Annotated in this window: 9 protein-coding genes; 8 read left to right on the top strand and 1 reads right to left on the bottom strand. The window is 67.0% G+C overall.

Features of this window, described 5'->3' with window-relative positions; all coding sequences use genetic code 11:
• The first annotated feature begins 122 nt into the window (after nucleotides 1–122).
• On the top strand, nucleotides 123–941 hold the full coding sequence (locus ABZ004_RS09440; protein WP_355679320.1) for a hypothetical protein: 819 nt from the start codon (nucleotides 123–125) through the stop codon (nucleotides 939–941).
• 3 nt (nucleotides 942–944) lie between these two features.
• Here ABZ004_RS09440 and ABZ004_RS09435 read toward each other — a convergent pair whose 3' ends face one another.
• Nucleotides 945–2,477, bottom strand: a complete 1,533-nt coding sequence (locus ABZ004_RS09435; RefSeq protein ID WP_355679319.1) for a glycoside hydrolase family 71/99-like protein — start codon at nucleotides 2,475–2,477, stop codon at nucleotides 945–947.
• A 285-nt stretch (nucleotides 2,478–2,762) separates the two neighbouring features.
• On the opposite strand from ABZ004_RS09435, the gene ABZ004_RS09430 reads away from it, so the two are divergent.
• The 7 genes from ABZ004_RS09430 to ABZ004_RS09400 all read left to right on the top strand — a co-directional run bounded on the left by ABZ004_RS09430 (nucleotide 2,763) and on the right by ABZ004_RS09400 (nucleotide 15,630).
• Nucleotides 2,763–4,067: an ROK family transcriptional regulator gene (locus tag ABZ004_RS09430; RefSeq protein WP_355679318.1), complete on the top strand. Its 1,305-nt coding sequence runs from the start codon at nucleotides 2,763–2,765 to the stop codon at nucleotides 4,065–4,067.
• A gap of 10 nt (nucleotides 4,068–4,077) precedes the next feature.
• Entirely contained in the window at nucleotides 4,078–5,601 is a 1,524-nt protein-coding gene (locus tag ABZ004_RS09425; RefSeq protein ID WP_355679317.1) for a sugar ABC transporter ATP-binding protein, read from the top strand.
• Nucleotides 5,601–6,710 carry an ABC transporter permease gene (locus ABZ004_RS09420; RefSeq protein WP_355679316.1) on the top strand — a complete coding sequence of 370 codons (1,110 nt, stop codon included), beginning with the start codon at nucleotides 5,601–5,603 and terminating at the stop codon, nucleotides 6,708–6,710. Before ABZ004_RS09425 ends, ABZ004_RS09420 begins: the two co-directional genes overlap by 1 nt.
• A 31-nt stretch (nucleotides 6,711–6,741) precedes the next feature.
• Complete coding sequence (locus tag ABZ004_RS09415; RefSeq protein WP_355679315.1) at nucleotides 6,742–7,788, top strand: substrate-binding domain-containing protein; 1,047 nt, start codon at nucleotides 6,742–6,744, stop codon at nucleotides 7,786–7,788.
• A 55-nt stretch (nucleotides 7,789–7,843) separates the two neighbouring features.
• Entirely contained in the window at nucleotides 7,844–9,007 is a 1,164-nt protein-coding gene (locus ABZ004_RS09410; RefSeq protein WP_355679314.1) for a Gfo/Idh/MocA family oxidoreductase, read from the top strand.
• Nucleotides 9,004–10,164, top strand: coding sequence for a xylose isomerase (gene xylA, locus ABZ004_RS09405; protein ID WP_355679313.1), 1,161 nt, complete (start codon nucleotides 9,004–9,006; stop codon nucleotides 10,162–10,164). The genes ABZ004_RS09410 and xylA overlap by 4 nt, the downstream gene beginning before the upstream one ends.
• Before the next feature lie 81 nt (nucleotides 10,165–10,245).
• Entirely contained in the window at nucleotides 10,246–15,630 is a 5,385-nt protein-coding gene (locus tag ABZ004_RS09400) for a ThuA domain-containing protein (protein ID WP_355679312.1), read from the top strand.
• The last annotated feature ends 225 nt before the right edge of the window (nucleotides 15,631–15,855 follow it).

Raw genomic sequence — 15,855 nt, 5'->3', positions numbered from 1 at the left:
TCGTTGCTGTGCGCAAGGTGACAGGAGCCGTGCGTGAACCTCGTTGATTTGCTCTGGCCGCAGCCCCCGCGGGCATGGCACCATCGGCCGTCGGGGGAGATACATCACCAGGGGGCAGGCGAATGGCGAAAGCCAAGCGGGCGAACCACCGGACCGGATCGGAGCGTTCCGACGAACCGGGCTGGGAGGCTCCGGCCGTCACGGGCAGTGCCGCTGCAGGCGCCAACGGCCACGACCAGCCGGCCAACGGTCACGCCTCGAACGGGCACCCGGGCCACCCGGACAACGGCCAGCCCAGCAACGGCCAGCCCAGCAACGGCCAGCCCAGCAATGGGCAGCCGCCGCAGAACGGCCGGCCACCGCAGCAGCCAGGTCAGCAAGGCGCCCCGCCGATGCAGGTCTGGCGGAGCGTGCAGGTGCAGCAGAACGGGCAGCCTGCGGTGCCCCAACAGCAGCGGGTAGCCGACCTCGGTACGCCGGTGAAGGTGGACGAGATCGCCATCGCCGCAAAGACCCTCTCCGAGAACCTCCAGGCCGCCGCACGTGGCCTGCCGGAATCGGTTGCCTCCCGCCAGTTCCGCCGCGATCTCGACGACGCCGCCGACACGTTCCGTGAGGCAGCGAACGACCTGGAAACAACAGCAACGAACCTGCTTCGCCTTGCTGCGAACGAAGGCCAGGCCTGCGGCGTGACGTGGGGTGCGTGCCCCGACCACGGCCTCACGCTGATGAACGTCGGTGAAGTCGTCACCTGTCACGTCCTCGGCTGTCACCGTGAGTACGAGGGCGTCATCGAGCGTTGCACCCAGCCCGTCGCCTACCGAGTGGTAGACGCCGCAGGCCCCGCGCTGCTGACTTGCGCGGGGCACGCGATCGCTTGCCGGCTGCACCTCGACGGGGCCGTGATCACCCTGGCGTCGGACAGCCTCGAACTGCTCTGAGGATCAGGTGATCCGGCACGACGTCAGCTGGTCGTTCGCGTTCGGACTCAGCTGCGTGAAGTTCGCCGTGTCCGCCGTCCGGACCCAGGTCTGCCCGGTGAAGTTGTCCTCGGCATAGATCGTCACCGTCCACCCGGCCGGCACCCGGACCGACGAAGCCCAGTTGTCCTGTACGCCGGCCGCCTGCAACTGTGCTCGGGTGTAGTTGCCCTTGGCAAGGGGTTGCCCGGCCGCGCCCAGGTAGTCCACGTGTTCGTAGAACCGGACCGCGCCGCCACCCTGGCTCGGCATCGGCGGGGTCGGCCTGGTCGCGGTGAGCGGGATCTGCCCCTTGAACATCCGGCCGCCGTCGTTCGTCAACCGCAGGTAGTAGTCCGACGAGCACGCCGTACCGTCCTCGTCGAGGGCACGAATCCCCGACCCAGCAGGGATCCAGGCCTGGCTCTCTGCGGTCTTGGCGATCTGGTTGCCCTCGTTGAACTCGTCGAACATCGAGATGTACATGCCTTGCACGCCGACCCGGGTCAGGTTGTAGAACTGCCGCCACATCAGCTCGCCGTGCGCCCGGTGCCCCGACGAGAGATCGCCCGGGATGACACACGGCTGGTAGTCGATGCCGTGCGCGTTGCAGTCCGCCTGATCCTGCTGGTTCACGTTGTTGTAGTAGTGATCCGCGCCCGCGACGTCCTGGATCCGCCCGACCATCCACGGCGAGATCATGTTGAAGGCGTGGTAGACGTCCAGATACCCGGGTCGCGAATCCTCGTTGCCTGGCAGCCAGTGCGTCGGCACACCGCCGATCACGTAGCAGCCCTGGCCCTTGAACCAGTTGATGACATCGAGACAAGCCGAAGCCGGGAAGGCCTTGTTGGCCTCGTTGAAACCGAAGCCCCAGATGCAGACGACCGGCTTGCCGTTCTGCTTGGCGTACGCCGGTGACGACGTGTACGCCTTCATCTTGTTGGTCCAGTCGGTCTTCATCTCCGACTGCATGTTCGTCCAGTCGGTGGCGTCATACATGATGTAGAACTTCCGCCCGTACTGCTCGGCGGCCTGCCGGACCTTGGCCGCCATCGCATCCCGCGTCGGCCCTTCGCCACCGGTCGGATTGAAGCGTTGCAGCGCAGCGGTGTCGCAGCCGTTCTGCTGCATCCAGAGGAAGTGGGTGTTGACGGTCTGCTGGTCGTACGACGAGAACAGCTTGGCCGGCTGGCCGTTGCCGAGATTCGCGTACGCCGATTGGTAGGTCGCCGTGAAGTCGCGGACGTCCGGCCAGCTGACGATCGTGGTGTTGGTCGGCGACGGTGGCTGGCCGGCGTTCCGGCTGTAGTGCCACCAGCTGTTGATCGGTGCGCCGTCGCCGATGCAGGCGAACCAGCCCTGATAGCCGACGGTGATCTTGCCGACCACGTCGCCGGGTCCGCTGGCCATCGGCGTGGCGGTCGTACTGGAGCTGGCGCGGGCGGAGAGGGAGCCACCGACGGTGGCGGCGGTGGCCGCTGAAGCGGCCAGGAAAGTACGTCTGGTGAGTGACATGTGCAGGCTCCTGTGGGGGGCGGGCAGGACTGCGGAGAGTGGCGCGAGCGTACAAACGGCGACTCCGGGATACAAGACCTGACTGCAAAAGCTTGACGAGAACTTGCAAGAAGGTGAGCGAGCAATCTGCACGTAGTGAAGAAACATCCGCGCAACATCTTGACGCACGGCCGTCATCTACTTAGTTTGTTGGCTCAACAGACAAAGTCTGTGACTGGCATCACAGATGCCCGTTTCTCCCGTCGAGGGAGCAGTCTCCTGTCGGGGGAGAAGGGGTGGGGCCGGATGACTTTGACCGAAGGCAGTCGACCGGGCCGCGGCGTTGTCGCCGCGGATCACGTCTCACTCCGCCGGAACAACCTGTCCGTCGTACTCCGGCATGTGCGCGAGATGGGATCGCGCTCGCGGGCCCGGATCGCCGCCGACACCGGCCTGAACAAGGCGACCGTCAGCAGCCTGGTCGCCGAACTCGTCGAACGCGGTCTGCTCCGCGAAGGTCTCGCCGAATCCGAGCGCGGCGCCCTCGGCCGCCCCGGCCAGCTCGTCGAACTCGACGGCAGCGGGGTCTGCGGGGTCGGCGCCGAGATCAACGTGGACTACCTCGCCGTCACCGCGCTCGACCTCAGTGGCGTCACGGTCATCGAGCGCCGGGTGCCGCTGGACGTCGCGCACCTGGATCCCGAGACGACTCTCGATCAACTGGCCGAGCTGATCCGGCACGCCGTCGCGGCGGTGGATATGCGCGGTGGACAGACGGCCGGCGTCACGCTGGCCGTGCCCGGTCTGGTGCAGGCTGCGACCGGAGCGCTGAAACTCGCGCCGAACCTGGGCTGGACAGAGGTCCCGGTCGTGGCGGCCATGGTGGAGCGGCTCGGCCATCCGGCGTACCCGGTCCGGGTGGACAACGAGGCGAATCTGGCCGCCCTCGCGGCGTACGCCGAAATGCAGGCCGGACCGGAGAGCAGAAGCCAGGCGGGCAGGAATCAGTTGCTGCCGGACGGCAAGGTCGAGGACCTGGTGCTGCTGACCGGGGCTGTCGGTGTCGGTGGCGGGATGGTCAGCGGCGGCCATCTGTTGCGCGGCGGCCACGGGTTCAGCGGTGAGGTCGGGCATATGCCGGTTGCCCCGGCTGGTGGCACCTGCGGCTGCGGCCGGACGGGCTGCTGGGAAACCGTGGTCGGCCTGACAGCTTTGTTGAACAAGGCAACGGATCCGGACGACCCGGTGCGAGACCCTTCGCTCGACGTCGAGCAGCGGTTGGCAGAGATCACCCGGCGCGCCGACGAAGGCGACCAGCGGACCCTGCAGGCCCTCGCGGACGTCGGCAACTGGCTCGGAATCGGCGGCGCGATCCTCGTCAACATCCTCAACCCCGACGTCCTGGTGCTCGGCGGTTACTTCGCGATGCTCGGTCCGTGGCTGAAGGAATCGCTGGAGACGGCGATCCGGGATCGGGTGATCGCGCCCGACGGCGGTGGTTGCCGGGTGATCCAGTCCGAGCTCGGCTTCACCGCGGCGGTGCGTGGCGGCGCGCAGATCTCTCTCGACCAGGTCTTTCTCGATCCGACCTTGGTCGGCCGATCGGAGTGAGGCGATGAACATGGAAACACCGAAGGACCGGACCGTCGAGCTGCTGCGGATGACGGGGATCGTCAAGGAGTTCCCCGGTGTCCGGGCGCTCGACGGCGTCGACCTCGACGTACGCCGCGGCGAGGTGCACTGCCTGCTCGGCCAGAACGGCGCCGGGAAGTCGACGCTGATCCGTGTCCTCACCGGCGCGCATCAACCGGATGCCGGCACGATCCACGTCGGCGGCGACGAGGTGTCGCTGAGCAGCCCGACCGACTCGATCAAGCTCGGCATCGCCGCGATCTATCAGGAACTCGACCTGGTCCCGGATCTCACCGTCGCCGAGAACGTGTTTCTCGGCCACGAGCCGGCCCGGTTCGGTCTGACCCGCCGGCACGAGGCGACGACGAAGGCGCGCGAACTGCTCAAGGGCCTCGGCCACGGCGAGATCCCGGCGAGCCGCCCGGTCGGGCTGCTCAGTGCCGCCGGTCAGCAGGTGGTGAGCATGGCGAGAGCGCTCTCCCGTGACGCGCAGCTGATCGTGATGGACGAGCCGTCCGCCGTCCTCGATTCCGAGGAAGTGGCCAACCTCTTCCGGGTGATCCGCGACCTCACGGCCCGCGGCGTCGCGGTCATCTACATCTCGCACCGGCTCGAAGAGATCCGCGCGATCGGCGACCGGGTCACGGTCCTCAAGGACGGCGCCACCGTGGCGACCGGCCTGGACGCACGAGAGACGCCGACCAAAGAGCTGATCCGGCTGATGACCGGCCGCTCGATCGAGTACGTCTTCCCGCCGCGGGCCGAGATCCTCAGCACCGCGCCGGTGGTGCTGGAAGTCGAGAACCTTTCCAGGACGGGCGAGTTCGAAGACATCGGCTTCGAGGTGCGAGCGGGGGAGATCCTCGGCTTCGCCGGCCTGGTCGGCTCGGGACGGTCCGAAGTGCTGGAGACCGTGTACGGCGCTCGTCGCGCGACGACCGGTGTCGTCCGGGTCAACGGCAAGGAACTCAGGTCGGGTCGCGTGCAGAGCGCCGTACGGGCCGGTGTCGGTCTTGCTCCGGAGGAGCGGAAGAGTCAGGCGTTGCTGCTCGACCAAGCGGTGTACAAGAACATCACGGTGTCCACGCTCGGCCGGTTCGCCAGTGCCGGGTTCTTGAACGGGCGAGCCGAGAAGGAAGCGGCCGAAGAGCTGACCAAGGCGCTCGACGTCCGTCCGGCCGGGATCGATCACCCGGTCCGCAATCTGTCCGGTGGCAACCAGCAGAAGGTCGTCCTGGCTCGCTGGCTGCTGCGGGACTGTCGCGTGCTGCTGCTCGACGAACCGACCCGGGGCGTCGACGTGGGAGCGCGCTCCGAGATCTACGCGCTGGTGCGCAAGCTGGCCGCCAACGGGGTCGCGATCGTGCTGGTCTCCAGTGAGGTCGAAGAGGTGCTCGGGCTGGCGGACCGGGTCGTGGTGATGCGGGAGGGGCGGGCCGTGCACACGGGTCCCGCGCAAGACATCGACGAGCACCGGGTCCTCGACCTGGTGATGGAAGGAAGTGCCGTGTGATGAGTGAGGAAGTCGCAGGGCCCGAGGTGACGACGGAGGAGCCGGACGGGACCACGGAGGAACGATCCGACGGGACGGCGGAGGCCCTGCTGACCACCTCGTCGACGCAGACGACGGTGATCCAGGCGCCCGGCGGCTGGTCTGCAGGTGGTCTGCTGAGAGGCGGCGTCGGCCGGAACCTCGGTCTGGTGATCGCTCTCGTGCTGCTCTGCATCGTCGGCGTCGCGACCGGCGGTGACCGGTTCGCCAGCAGTGCCAACGTGCTGACCATCCTGCGGCTGGCCGCCGTGATCGGCGTGGTCAGCATCGGGATGACGTTCGTGATCACCGGCGGCGGGATCGACCTGTCGGTCGGCGCGATGGTCGCCCTCGCCTCCGTCTGGGCGACCACGCTGGCCACGCAGCAACTGGCCGCCGACTACGGCTGGATCTTCATCGTCAGTACGGCGCTGCTGGTCGGCGCGGCCTGCGGCCTGGTCAACGGGCTTTTGGTTGCCTACGGCAAGATCGTTCCGTTCATCGCGACCCTGGCGATGCTGGCCGGCGCCCGCGGGCTGGCGGAGATCCTGTCCGATCGGAAGACCCAGATCATCACGGTCAACTCGTTCGTCGACTTCTTCGGCGGCTCGCTGATCGGCGTACCGGTGCTGGTCTGGATGTTCGTCCTGGTCGCCGCGGCCGGCTGGGTGCTGCTCAACCGGACCACGTTCGGCCGCCGGACCTTCGCCGTCGGCGGCAACGCCGAGGCGGCCCGGCTGGCCGGTATCAAGGTGCAGCGGCACACCGTGCTGCTCTACGTCCTGGCCGGTCTGTGCTGCGGGATCGCCGCGGTGATGCTGATGGCCAGGACGACGACCGGCAGCGCGACGCACGGCAACCTCTACGAGCTGGACGCGATCGCGGCGGTGGTGATCGGCGGCACCTTGCTGTCCGGCGGCCGCGGCACCATCGTCGGCACCGTGATCGGCGTACTGATCTTCACCACCCTGAACAACGTCTTCACCCTGAACAACCTGAGCATCTCCGCCCAGTCGGTGGCGAAGGGCCTGATCATCGTGATCGCGGTCCTCCTCCAGCAGCGCCTGGCCGCCCGTGCGACCTCGTCCTAGCAAGCACGACCCGTTCCATTGGAGGAGAAAGATGTCCGTTCGTCCCGCCCGATTCCTGGCCACGGCCGGCCTGGTCGGCCTGAGCTCGATGGCCCTGATCGCCTGCACCGGCAACACCCCGGAGTCGGAGAAGAAGACCGACACGGCCACCCAGGTGGTGGCCGGCAAGAACGACGAACCCGGCAAGACGGTGACGATCGGGTTCTCCGCGCCTGCCGCCGACCACGGCTGGATGGGTGCGATCACCAAGGCGACCAAGGCCGAAGCCGCGAAGTACAAGGACGTCAAGCTCGTTGTTGCCGAGGGCACCAATGATGTCAACCTGCAGATCAGCCAGGTGGAGACGTTCATCAACGACAAGGTGGACGCGATCGTGCTGCTGCCGTTCGACGGCGCGGCGCTGACCGCGGTGGCGACCAAGGCCATGCAGGCCGGGATCACCGTGATCAACGTGGACCGTGAGTTCGACAGCTCGTTCGCCGCCCGGACGACGATCCTCGGTGACAACCACGGGATGGGCGTCTCCGCGGGCAAGTACATCTGCGAGCAGCTCAAGGGCAAGAAGGACGCGGTCGTCGCGGAGATCGCGGGCATCGACTCGCTGCCGCTCACCCAGGCGCGGAGCAAGGGCTTCAAGGAAGCGCTGGCCGACTGCGGACTGAAGGTCAGCAACCGGGTCGCCGCGGAGTTCACCGTCGAGTCCGGCGAGAAGGCGGCGGCGAACCTGCTGCAGGCCGCGCCGAAGATCGATGCGATCTGGAACCACGACGACGACCAGGGGGTCGGCGTGATGGCCGCGATCAAGAACTCGAACCGTAAGGAGTTCTTCGTCGTCGGCGGCGCCGGTTCGGCGAACGTGATGCGCGACATCAAGGCCGGCAACACGTTGATGAAGGCCACCGTCATCTACCCGTCCACCCAGGGCGCGGATGGCATCCGGCTGGCTCGCCTGCTGGTCCAGAAGAAGAACCTCGCCGACCTGGTGGAGGTCGAGGTCCCGCGTGAGGTCCAGCTCTACGCACCTGTTGTGACGAAGGACAACGTCGACCAGTACCTGCCGACTGCATTCGAAAGCTAAAAGAAAAAAGGAAAGGCGGGAGGGATTTGACCGCCTTCGAAAGCTAAGGACAAAAATGACGAACCTGGGCATCGGCCTGATCGGGTACGCCTTCATGGGTGCCGCCCACTCGCAGGCCTGGCGGAACGCGCCACGCTTCTTCGACCTGCCGCTGAATCCCGCGCTGAACGTACTCTGCGGCCGCAATGCCGACGCGGTACAGGAAGCGGCCGGGAAGCTCGGCTGGTCGGAGACCGAGACCGACTGGCGCAAGCTGCTCACCCGCGACGACGTCCAGCTGGTCGACGTCTGTACGCCGGGGGACAGCCACGCGGAGATCGCGATCGCGGCGCTCGAGGCCGGCAAGCACGTGCTCTGCGAGAAGCCGCTCGCCAACACGGTCGCCGAGGCCGAGGCGATGGCGGCCGCGGCGGCGAAGGCGTCCGCGCAGGGGATCAGGTCGATGGTCGGGTTCACCTACCGGCGGGTGCCGGCGATCGCGCTGGCCCGCAAACTCGTGGCCGAGGGCAAGGTCGGAACCATCCGGCACGTCCGCGCGCAGTACCTGCAGGACTGGATCGCCGATCCGGAGGCGCCGCTGTCCTGGCGGCTCGACAAGGAGAAGGCCGGCTCGGGCGCGCTCGGCGACATCGGCGCGCACATCGTCGACCTGACCCAGTTCATCACCGGCGACCGGATCAGTGAGGTCAGCGGGCAGCTGGAGACGTTCGTGAAGGAACGCCCGATCGCTGCCGAACACAGCGGCCTGGCCGGCACGGCGGGCACCGAGCGCGGCCCGGTCACGGTCGACGACGCCGCGATCTTCCTGGCCCGGTTCGGCAGCGGCGCGCTCGGCGTCTTCGAGGCGACCCGGTTCGCGACCGGCCGGAAGAACGCGATCCGGATCGAGATCAATGGCAGCAAGGGCAGTCTGGCCTTCGACTTCGAGGACATGAACCTGCTGCATTTCTACGACGCGACCGAACCGGCCGAGACCGCGGGCTTCCGCCGGATCCTCGCCACCGAACCGGTCCACCCCTACGTGGCGGCCTGGTGGCCGCCCGGACACCTGCTCGGTTACGAGCACGGTTTCACCCATCAAGTGGTCGATCTGGTCACCGCGATCGCCGAAGGCGCCGATCCGACACCGTCGTTCGCCGACGGGCTGCAGGTGCAACGAGTACTTGCGGCAGTCGAGGACAGTTCGACCTCCCGAGAATGGCAGGAGATTCCTGGATGAACTCATATACGCCGACCAAGGACGACAAGTTCTCGTTCGGACTGTGGACCGTGGGCTGGGAGGGCGTGGACGTCTTCGGTACGGCGGTCCGCGCACCCCTCGACCCCGTGCTGGCCGTCGAGAAGCTGGCCGAGCTCGGTGCCGCCGCGATCTCGTTCCACGACGACGATCTGGTGCCCGACGACACCAAGCGTCAGCAGACGCTGGAGCGCTTCACCAAGGCACTCGCCGACACCGGCATGGTCGTGGAGATGGCCACCACGAACCTGTTCGCGCACCCGGTCTTCAAGGACGGCGGCCTGACCGCCAACGATCGCGACGTACGCCGGTACGCGCTGGCCAAGATCCTCCGCAACGTCGACCTGGCCGCCGAGCTCGGAGCCAAGACGTACGTGCTCTGGGGCGGCCGTGAGGGCGCCGAGTCCGGTGGCTCGAAGGACGTTCGCGCCGCCCTCGACCGGTACAAGGAGTCGATGGACCTGCTCACCGGCTACGTCCGGGAACAGGGCTACGACATCCGGTTCGCGCTCGAGCCGAAGCCGAACGAGCCGCGCGGCGACATCCTGCTGCCGACGATCGGGCACGCGATCTCGTTCATCAACGACCTGGCGGATCCGGAGCTGGTCGGGATCAACCCCGAGGTCGGCCACGAGCAGATGGCCGGGCTCAACTACGCGCACGGCATCGCGCAGGCGTTGTGGCACGGCAAGCTGTTCCACATCGACCTGAACGGTCAGCACGGTCCCCGGTTCGACCAGGACCTGCGGTTCGGCGCCGGCAACCTCCGCGAGGCGTTCTGGACCGTCGACACCCTGCTCGGATCGGCTGACCGCCCGGGCTACGACGGCTACGTGCACTTCGACTACAAGCCGCCGCGGACCGAGGACCTGGACGGCGTCTGGGAGACCGCTCGCGGCTGCATGCGCAACTACCTGGCGCTGCGCGAGAAGGTGCAGGCGTTCCGTGCCGATCCCGAGGTCGTGAAGGCCCTCGAGGCAGCCCGGGTCGCCGAACTCGCCGTACCGACGCTCGGTGAAGGGGAGAGCCTCAAGGAGTTGCGCGAGGCAACTTACGACCCGGAGGCGCTGGCTGCTCGCGGCCTCGGCTTCGAGTACCTCGACCAGTTGGCAATGGATCACCTGCTCGGAATTCGTTAACACCCAGGGCCGAAAAATCCAGGGACCCGCCCTGGAACCAGATGGAGCGCGCGCCTTATCCGACCCATGAGGAGCAACCCCATGATTCAGTTACGCCGGCACGGGACGCTTGTGCGTCTACTGGTGCTTGTCCTGATCGCCGCGCTGGCGATCCCGCTGTCAGCGACCCCTGCGCGCGCCCATCCTGGTCACGGTGACGAGACCTTCAACGCGTTGATCTTCAGCAAGACCGCCGGGTTCCGGCACGACTCGATCCCGGCCGGGATCCAGGCGATCAAGGACCTCGCCGCCGCGAACAACTTCACGGTCACGGCGACCGAGGACGCGACGATGTTCAACGACACCGAGCTGGCGAAGTACGAGGTGGTCATCTGGCTGTCCACCACCGGTGATGTGCTGACCGCTGACCAGCAGGCAGCGTTCGAGCGGTACATCCGCAACGGTGGTGGATACGCCGGCATCCACTCGGCATCGGACACGGAGTACGACTGGCCGTGGTACGGGAAGCTGGTCGGCGCGTACTTCGACAGCCACCCCGCCGGTACGCCGAACGCGACCGTGAAGGTCGAGGATCACGCGCATCCGTCCACCAAGGATGCGCCGACGCTCTGGCCGCGCACCGACGAGTGGTACAACTACCGGTCGAACCCGCGCGGTGCCGTCCACGTGCTCGCCTCGATGGACGAATCGTCGTACACCGGCGGCACCATGGGCGTCGAGCATCCGATCGCCTGGTGTCAGGACTACGACGGTGGCCGGGCCTGGTACACCGGCATGGGGCACACGATCGAGTCGTACTCCGATCCGACGTTCCTCAAGCACATCCTCGGCGGGATCAAGACGGCGGCCGGCGCGGAGCCGGCGGACTGTGGTGCCTCGCAGACCGCCAGCTACGAGAAGGTCACCCTCGACGACAACACGTCCAACCCGATGGAACTGTCGATCGCCGACGACGGCCGGGTGTTCTACATCGACCGCAACGGCGCGGTGAAGATCATCAAGTCCAACGGCAATGTGGTCACCGCGGCGACCCTCGATGTCTATACGGGTCAGGAGTTCGGGCTGCTCGGCATCGCCCTCGACCCGGCGTTCGCCACGAACGGCTTCATTTATCTCTACTACTCGCCGACAGGTTCGGAGTCCTACGACAAGGTGTCCAGATTCACGGTCACCGGGGACACGATCGATCTGGCCAGTGAGAAGCAGGTCCTCAGGGTCGACACCCAGCGCCAAGAGTGCTGCCATGCGGGCGGTGCGCTGGAGTTCGATGGCCAGGGCAACCTTTTCGTTGCCACCGGCGACAACCGCAATCCCTTCGACTCCGATGGCTACGCGCCGCTCGACGAACGGCCCGGTCGCTCGTCCTGGGACTCCCAAGGCAGCGCGGCCAACAGCAACGCCCTGAACGGCAAGATCCTCCGGATCCACCCGGAAGCGGACGGCTCCTACACGGTCCCGGCGGGCAACCTGTTCCCGGCCGGTACGGCGAAGACGCGGCCCGAGATCTACGCGATGGGCTTCCGCAACCCGTTCCGGATCGGCATCGACCCGACCACCAACAACCTGTTCGTCGCCGACTACGGTCCGGACGCCGGCCAGTCCTCGCCGACCCGCGGCCCCGACGGCCGGGTGGAGTGGAACATCCTTTCCAAGCCGGGCTTCTACGGCTGGCCGTACTGCGTGGGCAACAACACGCCGTACAACGACTACGACTTCGCGACCAGTACGTCGGGCCCGACCTTCGACTGCAACGCACCGGTGAACAACTCGCCCAACAACACCGGCATCATCCAGTTGCCGGCCGCGATCCCGGCCACGATGTGGATGGGGAAGTCGAGCTCCGGCGTACCGGAGATCGGTGGCAGCGGCGCGCCGATGACTTCTGGTGCCTACAAGTACAACGCGGACAGTACGTCGGACCGCAAGTGGCCGCAGTACTTCGACGGCAAGGCCGTGTTCGCCGACTGGAACGACAGCCGGCTGTTCTCCGTGCAGCTGACCGACGACCGGACCAAGGTCGCGGACGTCTCCCGGATGTTCCAGGACATGAACTTCATCCGGCCGCACGCACTCCAGTTCGGGCCTGATGGTGCGCTGTATGTGATCGAGTGGGGGAGCGGCTTCGGCGGGAACAACGCCGACTCCGGGATCTACCGGATCGACTACGTGCAAGGGAACCGGGCGCCACTCGCGCAGTTCACGACCGACAAGACCTCTGGCCCCGTGCCGTTGGCCGTGGCCTTCGACTCGACCGGGTCGCGAGATCCGGACGGCCAGCCGATCACCCTCGCCTGGGACTTCGATGGTGACGGGACGACGGACAGCACCGAGGCCAAGCCGTCGCATACCTACACGACGCCTGGCGTCTTCACGGCCCGGTTGACCGTGACCGACAGCGATGGCCGGACGGCTGTCTCGAACAAGACGATCACGGCCGGCAACACCGCTCCGACGATCACGGTGGAAGCACCGGTGGACGGTGGGTTCTTCGACTTCGGCGACACGATCCACTACAAGGTGACCGTCACCGATCCCGAGGACGGCACGGTCGACTGCAACGACGTGGTCACCCAGCCGGCACTCGGACACGACCAGCACGCGCACCCGTACGAGCAGTACCACGGGTGTGAGGGGACCTTCCCGCTGCCGGGTGACGAAGGCCATGTCGGCGCGAACATCTTCGGCATCGTGACGGTGACCTACACCGACAAGGGTGCGCCTGGTTCCGGCCGGATCACCACCCAGAAGGTGGTCCAGCTGCAGCCGAAGACTCGTGAGGCCGAGTTCTACAGCGAGACCGGTGGGCCGGGTGCGACGCCCGGCGTACAGGTTGAAGACACCGGCGATGTTGCTGGTGGCGGCAAGAACATCGGGTTCATCGAGGACGGCGACTGGTGGAGCTGGAAGCCGACCAACCTGACCGGGATCGATCAGATCCAGCTGCGCGCCGCCTCGCCTGATGCGGGTGCGACGGTGCAGGTGCGGCAGGGATCGCCGACCGACGGTCCGATCGTCGCGACGATCCAGGTGACGCCGACTGGTGCCTGGCAGACGTACGGCAACTTCACCGCACCGGTGAGTGGCGCGTCGTTGGCCAGTGGGCCGTTGTACTTCGTGAAGACGACGGGCCAGCTCAACGTCAACTGGGTGAAGTTCATCGGCAAGGGCGTGACCGAGAACCAGCGGCCGAACGTCACGGTGACGGCGTCCACGGTTCAAGGCACCGCTCCGTTGAAGGTGGACTTCACGGCGGCGGCAACCGATCCCGAGGGCGATCTGCCGCTGTCCTACACCTGGAGCTTCGGCGACGGCGCCACGGCGACGGGCGCGTCGGTGAGCCACACCTACACCACCGCGGGAACCCACGTGGCGACCGTGACCGTGACGGACGCCAAGGGAGCAGCCGGTACGGCGAGTGCGTCGGTCAAGGTCGATGCCACCGCTCCGCCGACCTGCCTGACCGGCCGATCGGACGGCTTCGACGGTACGTCGCTGAACACGTCGCGCTGGAACTCCATTGTCAGAGGCAACCAGGAACTTGCCGTCAGCAACGGAACTCTGAACCTGCCGCTGACTGCGACGGACATCTACGGAACGGGCAACACCGGTACGCCGAACATCGTGTTGCAGCCGCTTCCCGCAGGTGCCTGGCAGGCGACTGCCAAGCTCACTCTGCCGGCCCGTCTTGCCTACCAGCAGGCCGGACTGATCGTGTACGGCGACGACGACAACTACGCCAAGATGGTGATCCAGGGCCGCAACACGACGTCGTCGGCGGCCGACCGGATCTTCCAGTTCATCCGCGAGGAGAACGGTGCACCGAACGAGGTCGCGGCGTCGAACACGGCCAACCTGGGCGCGGACTACCCGGACACCGTCTGGGTGCGGTTCACGAGTGACGGCGCGAACCTGAAGGCGTCGTACAGCGCTGACGGTGCGACCTTCACCGAGATGCCGGAGACCAAGCAGCTGGCCGGGATCTCCACCCCACGGATCGGACTCTTCGGGCTGGCGAACCGTGCCGAGGCGTTGCCGATCACCGCGCAGTTCGACTATTTCATGATCACGCCGGACGACACCGCCGAGCAGCCGGCGCCGGATGACGACTTCAGCGGGGCGACGCTCGACGCGTGCCGCTGGTCCGCGAGCGTGCGGCCCGACCCGTCGGCGTACCGGTTGACGGACGGCCTGCTGGAGATCGACACCAGTAAGGGCGACATCTACCAGGGCACGGCCACGAACCCGAAGAACCTGCTGCTGCAGCCGGCTCCCGACGGCGACTGGACGATCGAGACCAAGGTGGACGCGTCGGCCTTCAACGAGGCGTACCAGCAGGCGGGTCTGATGCTGTACGCCGATGATGCGAACTACGTGAAGTTCGACTTCCTCACGACCAACCCGGCCGGTAGTGCTGTCAGTCGGGGGATCGAGTTGCGGAGCGAGGTCAACAACGCGATCCTCGACCCGGCCCCGAACGCACCTGCGCCCACCCAGGGCGTCTGGTACCTGAGGCTGGCCAAGAAGGGGACGAGCTTCACAGGTTCGTACTCCGCGGACGGGTTGACCTGGACGGATCTGCCGGCCGTGACGAACACGGCCGTTGCTTCGGCCAAGTTCGGGGTCTATGCCTTCGGCGTCGATCAGACTGCGTCCAAGACAGCGAAGTTCGACTACTTCAAGCTGGTCAAGGACACGACCGCGCCGCAGGTGAACCTCTCACTGAACCCGGCTGCTCCGTCGGGTCTCAACGGCTGGTGGACCGACGCGGTGGTTGCCACGGCTCTCGGTACGGATGACCAGCCTGGTCAGGTGTACCTGGAGCGGAAGGTCGACGACGGGGACTGGGCGGAGTACACGGCTCCGATCACCTTGTCCGCGGAGGGCACGCACACCGTGCAGGTCCGGGCGAGTGACACCGCCGGGAACGTCTCCGAACCGGCGTCGGCCACGGTGAAGCTGGACCGGTCGGCGCCTGTCGTGGCTGTCACTGGGATGACCAGTGGCGGGAAGCTGGGAGTGGCGTCCGTGGTCTCGGTCGCGGCTTCGGCGACGGATGCTCTGTCCGGCGTGGAGTCGGTGGCTCTGACCGTGGACGGAAAAGCGCTCTCGCCTGCCGGAAAGCTGGACGGTGTCGCGCTCGGGCTCGGTGCCCACGTGCTCGCCGTCACCGCGCAGGACAAGGCCGGCAACACCGGGGTGACCAAGGTTCCGTTCACGGTCACCACGTCGTACGCCGAGGCCACCAAGCTGGTCGAGCGGTACCGGGTCGCCAAGACGTTGCCGTTGGCAACAGCGACGATCCTCAAGGCGCAGCTCGCACTGGCCGAGAAGCAGCAGAACAAGGGGCATCGGACGGCGGCAATCGTCGCGATGAACCTGTTCCTGGCGCAGGCGCAGACCGTGCGCGACGTACCGGCCAGGACGCTGCTGACAGCTGTGGGTCAGGACCTGAAGGCGAGGATCTGACCCGATGACCGTCGCCGTGCGAAACCGCACCCTGTCCGACGCGGAGAGGCGCACAGGAGCTCTCGTTCCACCGGAGTGGTTCGGCCCCACCCCGGTCGCGGGAGAGCGGTTCCGCACGGTCGGCGGGGGACCGGCTGGTTCGGTCCTCGTTCCCGGCGCCGGGGCCAGCGCTCCGGTCGCGGCGCCGGGAACACCCCTTGAGATCCCTTGCAGAGAAGGAGTTGC

The organism is Kribbella sp. NPDC006257, assembly GCF_040613535.1.
In the GTDB taxonomy this organism is placed as follows: Bacteria; Actinomycetota; Actinomycetes; order Propionibacteriales; family Kribbellaceae; genus Kribbella.
This window is presented reverse-complemented; position numbering and strand designations above follow the sequence as displayed.

Coding starts and splice junctions, on each gene's coding strand:
- ABZ004_RS09425 (WP_355679317.1), top strand. CDS start 4,078: ATGGAAACACCGAAGGACCGGACCGTCGAGCTGCTGCGGATGACGGGG.
- xylA (WP_355679313.1), top strand. CDS start 9,004: ATGAACTCATATACGCCGACCAAGGACGACAAGTTCTCGTTCGGACTG.
- ABZ004_RS09400 (WP_355679312.1), top strand. CDS start 10,246: ATGATTCAGTTACGCCGGCACGGGACGCTTGTGCGTCTACTGGTGCTT.
- ABZ004_RS09435 (WP_355679319.1), bottom strand. CDS start 2,477: ATGTCACTCACCAGACGTACTTTCCTGGCCGCTTCAGCGGCCACCGCC.
- ABZ004_RS09410 (WP_355679314.1), top strand. CDS start 7,844: ATGACGAACCTGGGCATCGGCCTGATCGGGTACGCCTTCATGGGTGCC.
- ABZ004_RS09415 (WP_355679315.1), top strand. CDS start 6,742: ATGTCCGTTCGTCCCGCCCGATTCCTGGCCACGGCCGGCCTGGTCGGC.
- ABZ004_RS09440 (WP_355679320.1), top strand. CDS start 123: ATGGCGAAAGCCAAGCGGGCGAACCACCGGACCGGATCGGAGCGTTCC.
- ABZ004_RS09420 (WP_355679316.1), top strand. CDS start 5,601: ATGAGTGAGGAAGTCGCAGGGCCCGAGGTGACGACGGAGGAGCCGGAC.
- ABZ004_RS09430 (WP_355679318.1), top strand. CDS start 2,763: ATGACTTTGACCGAAGGCAGTCGACCGGGCCGCGGCGTTGTCGCCGCG.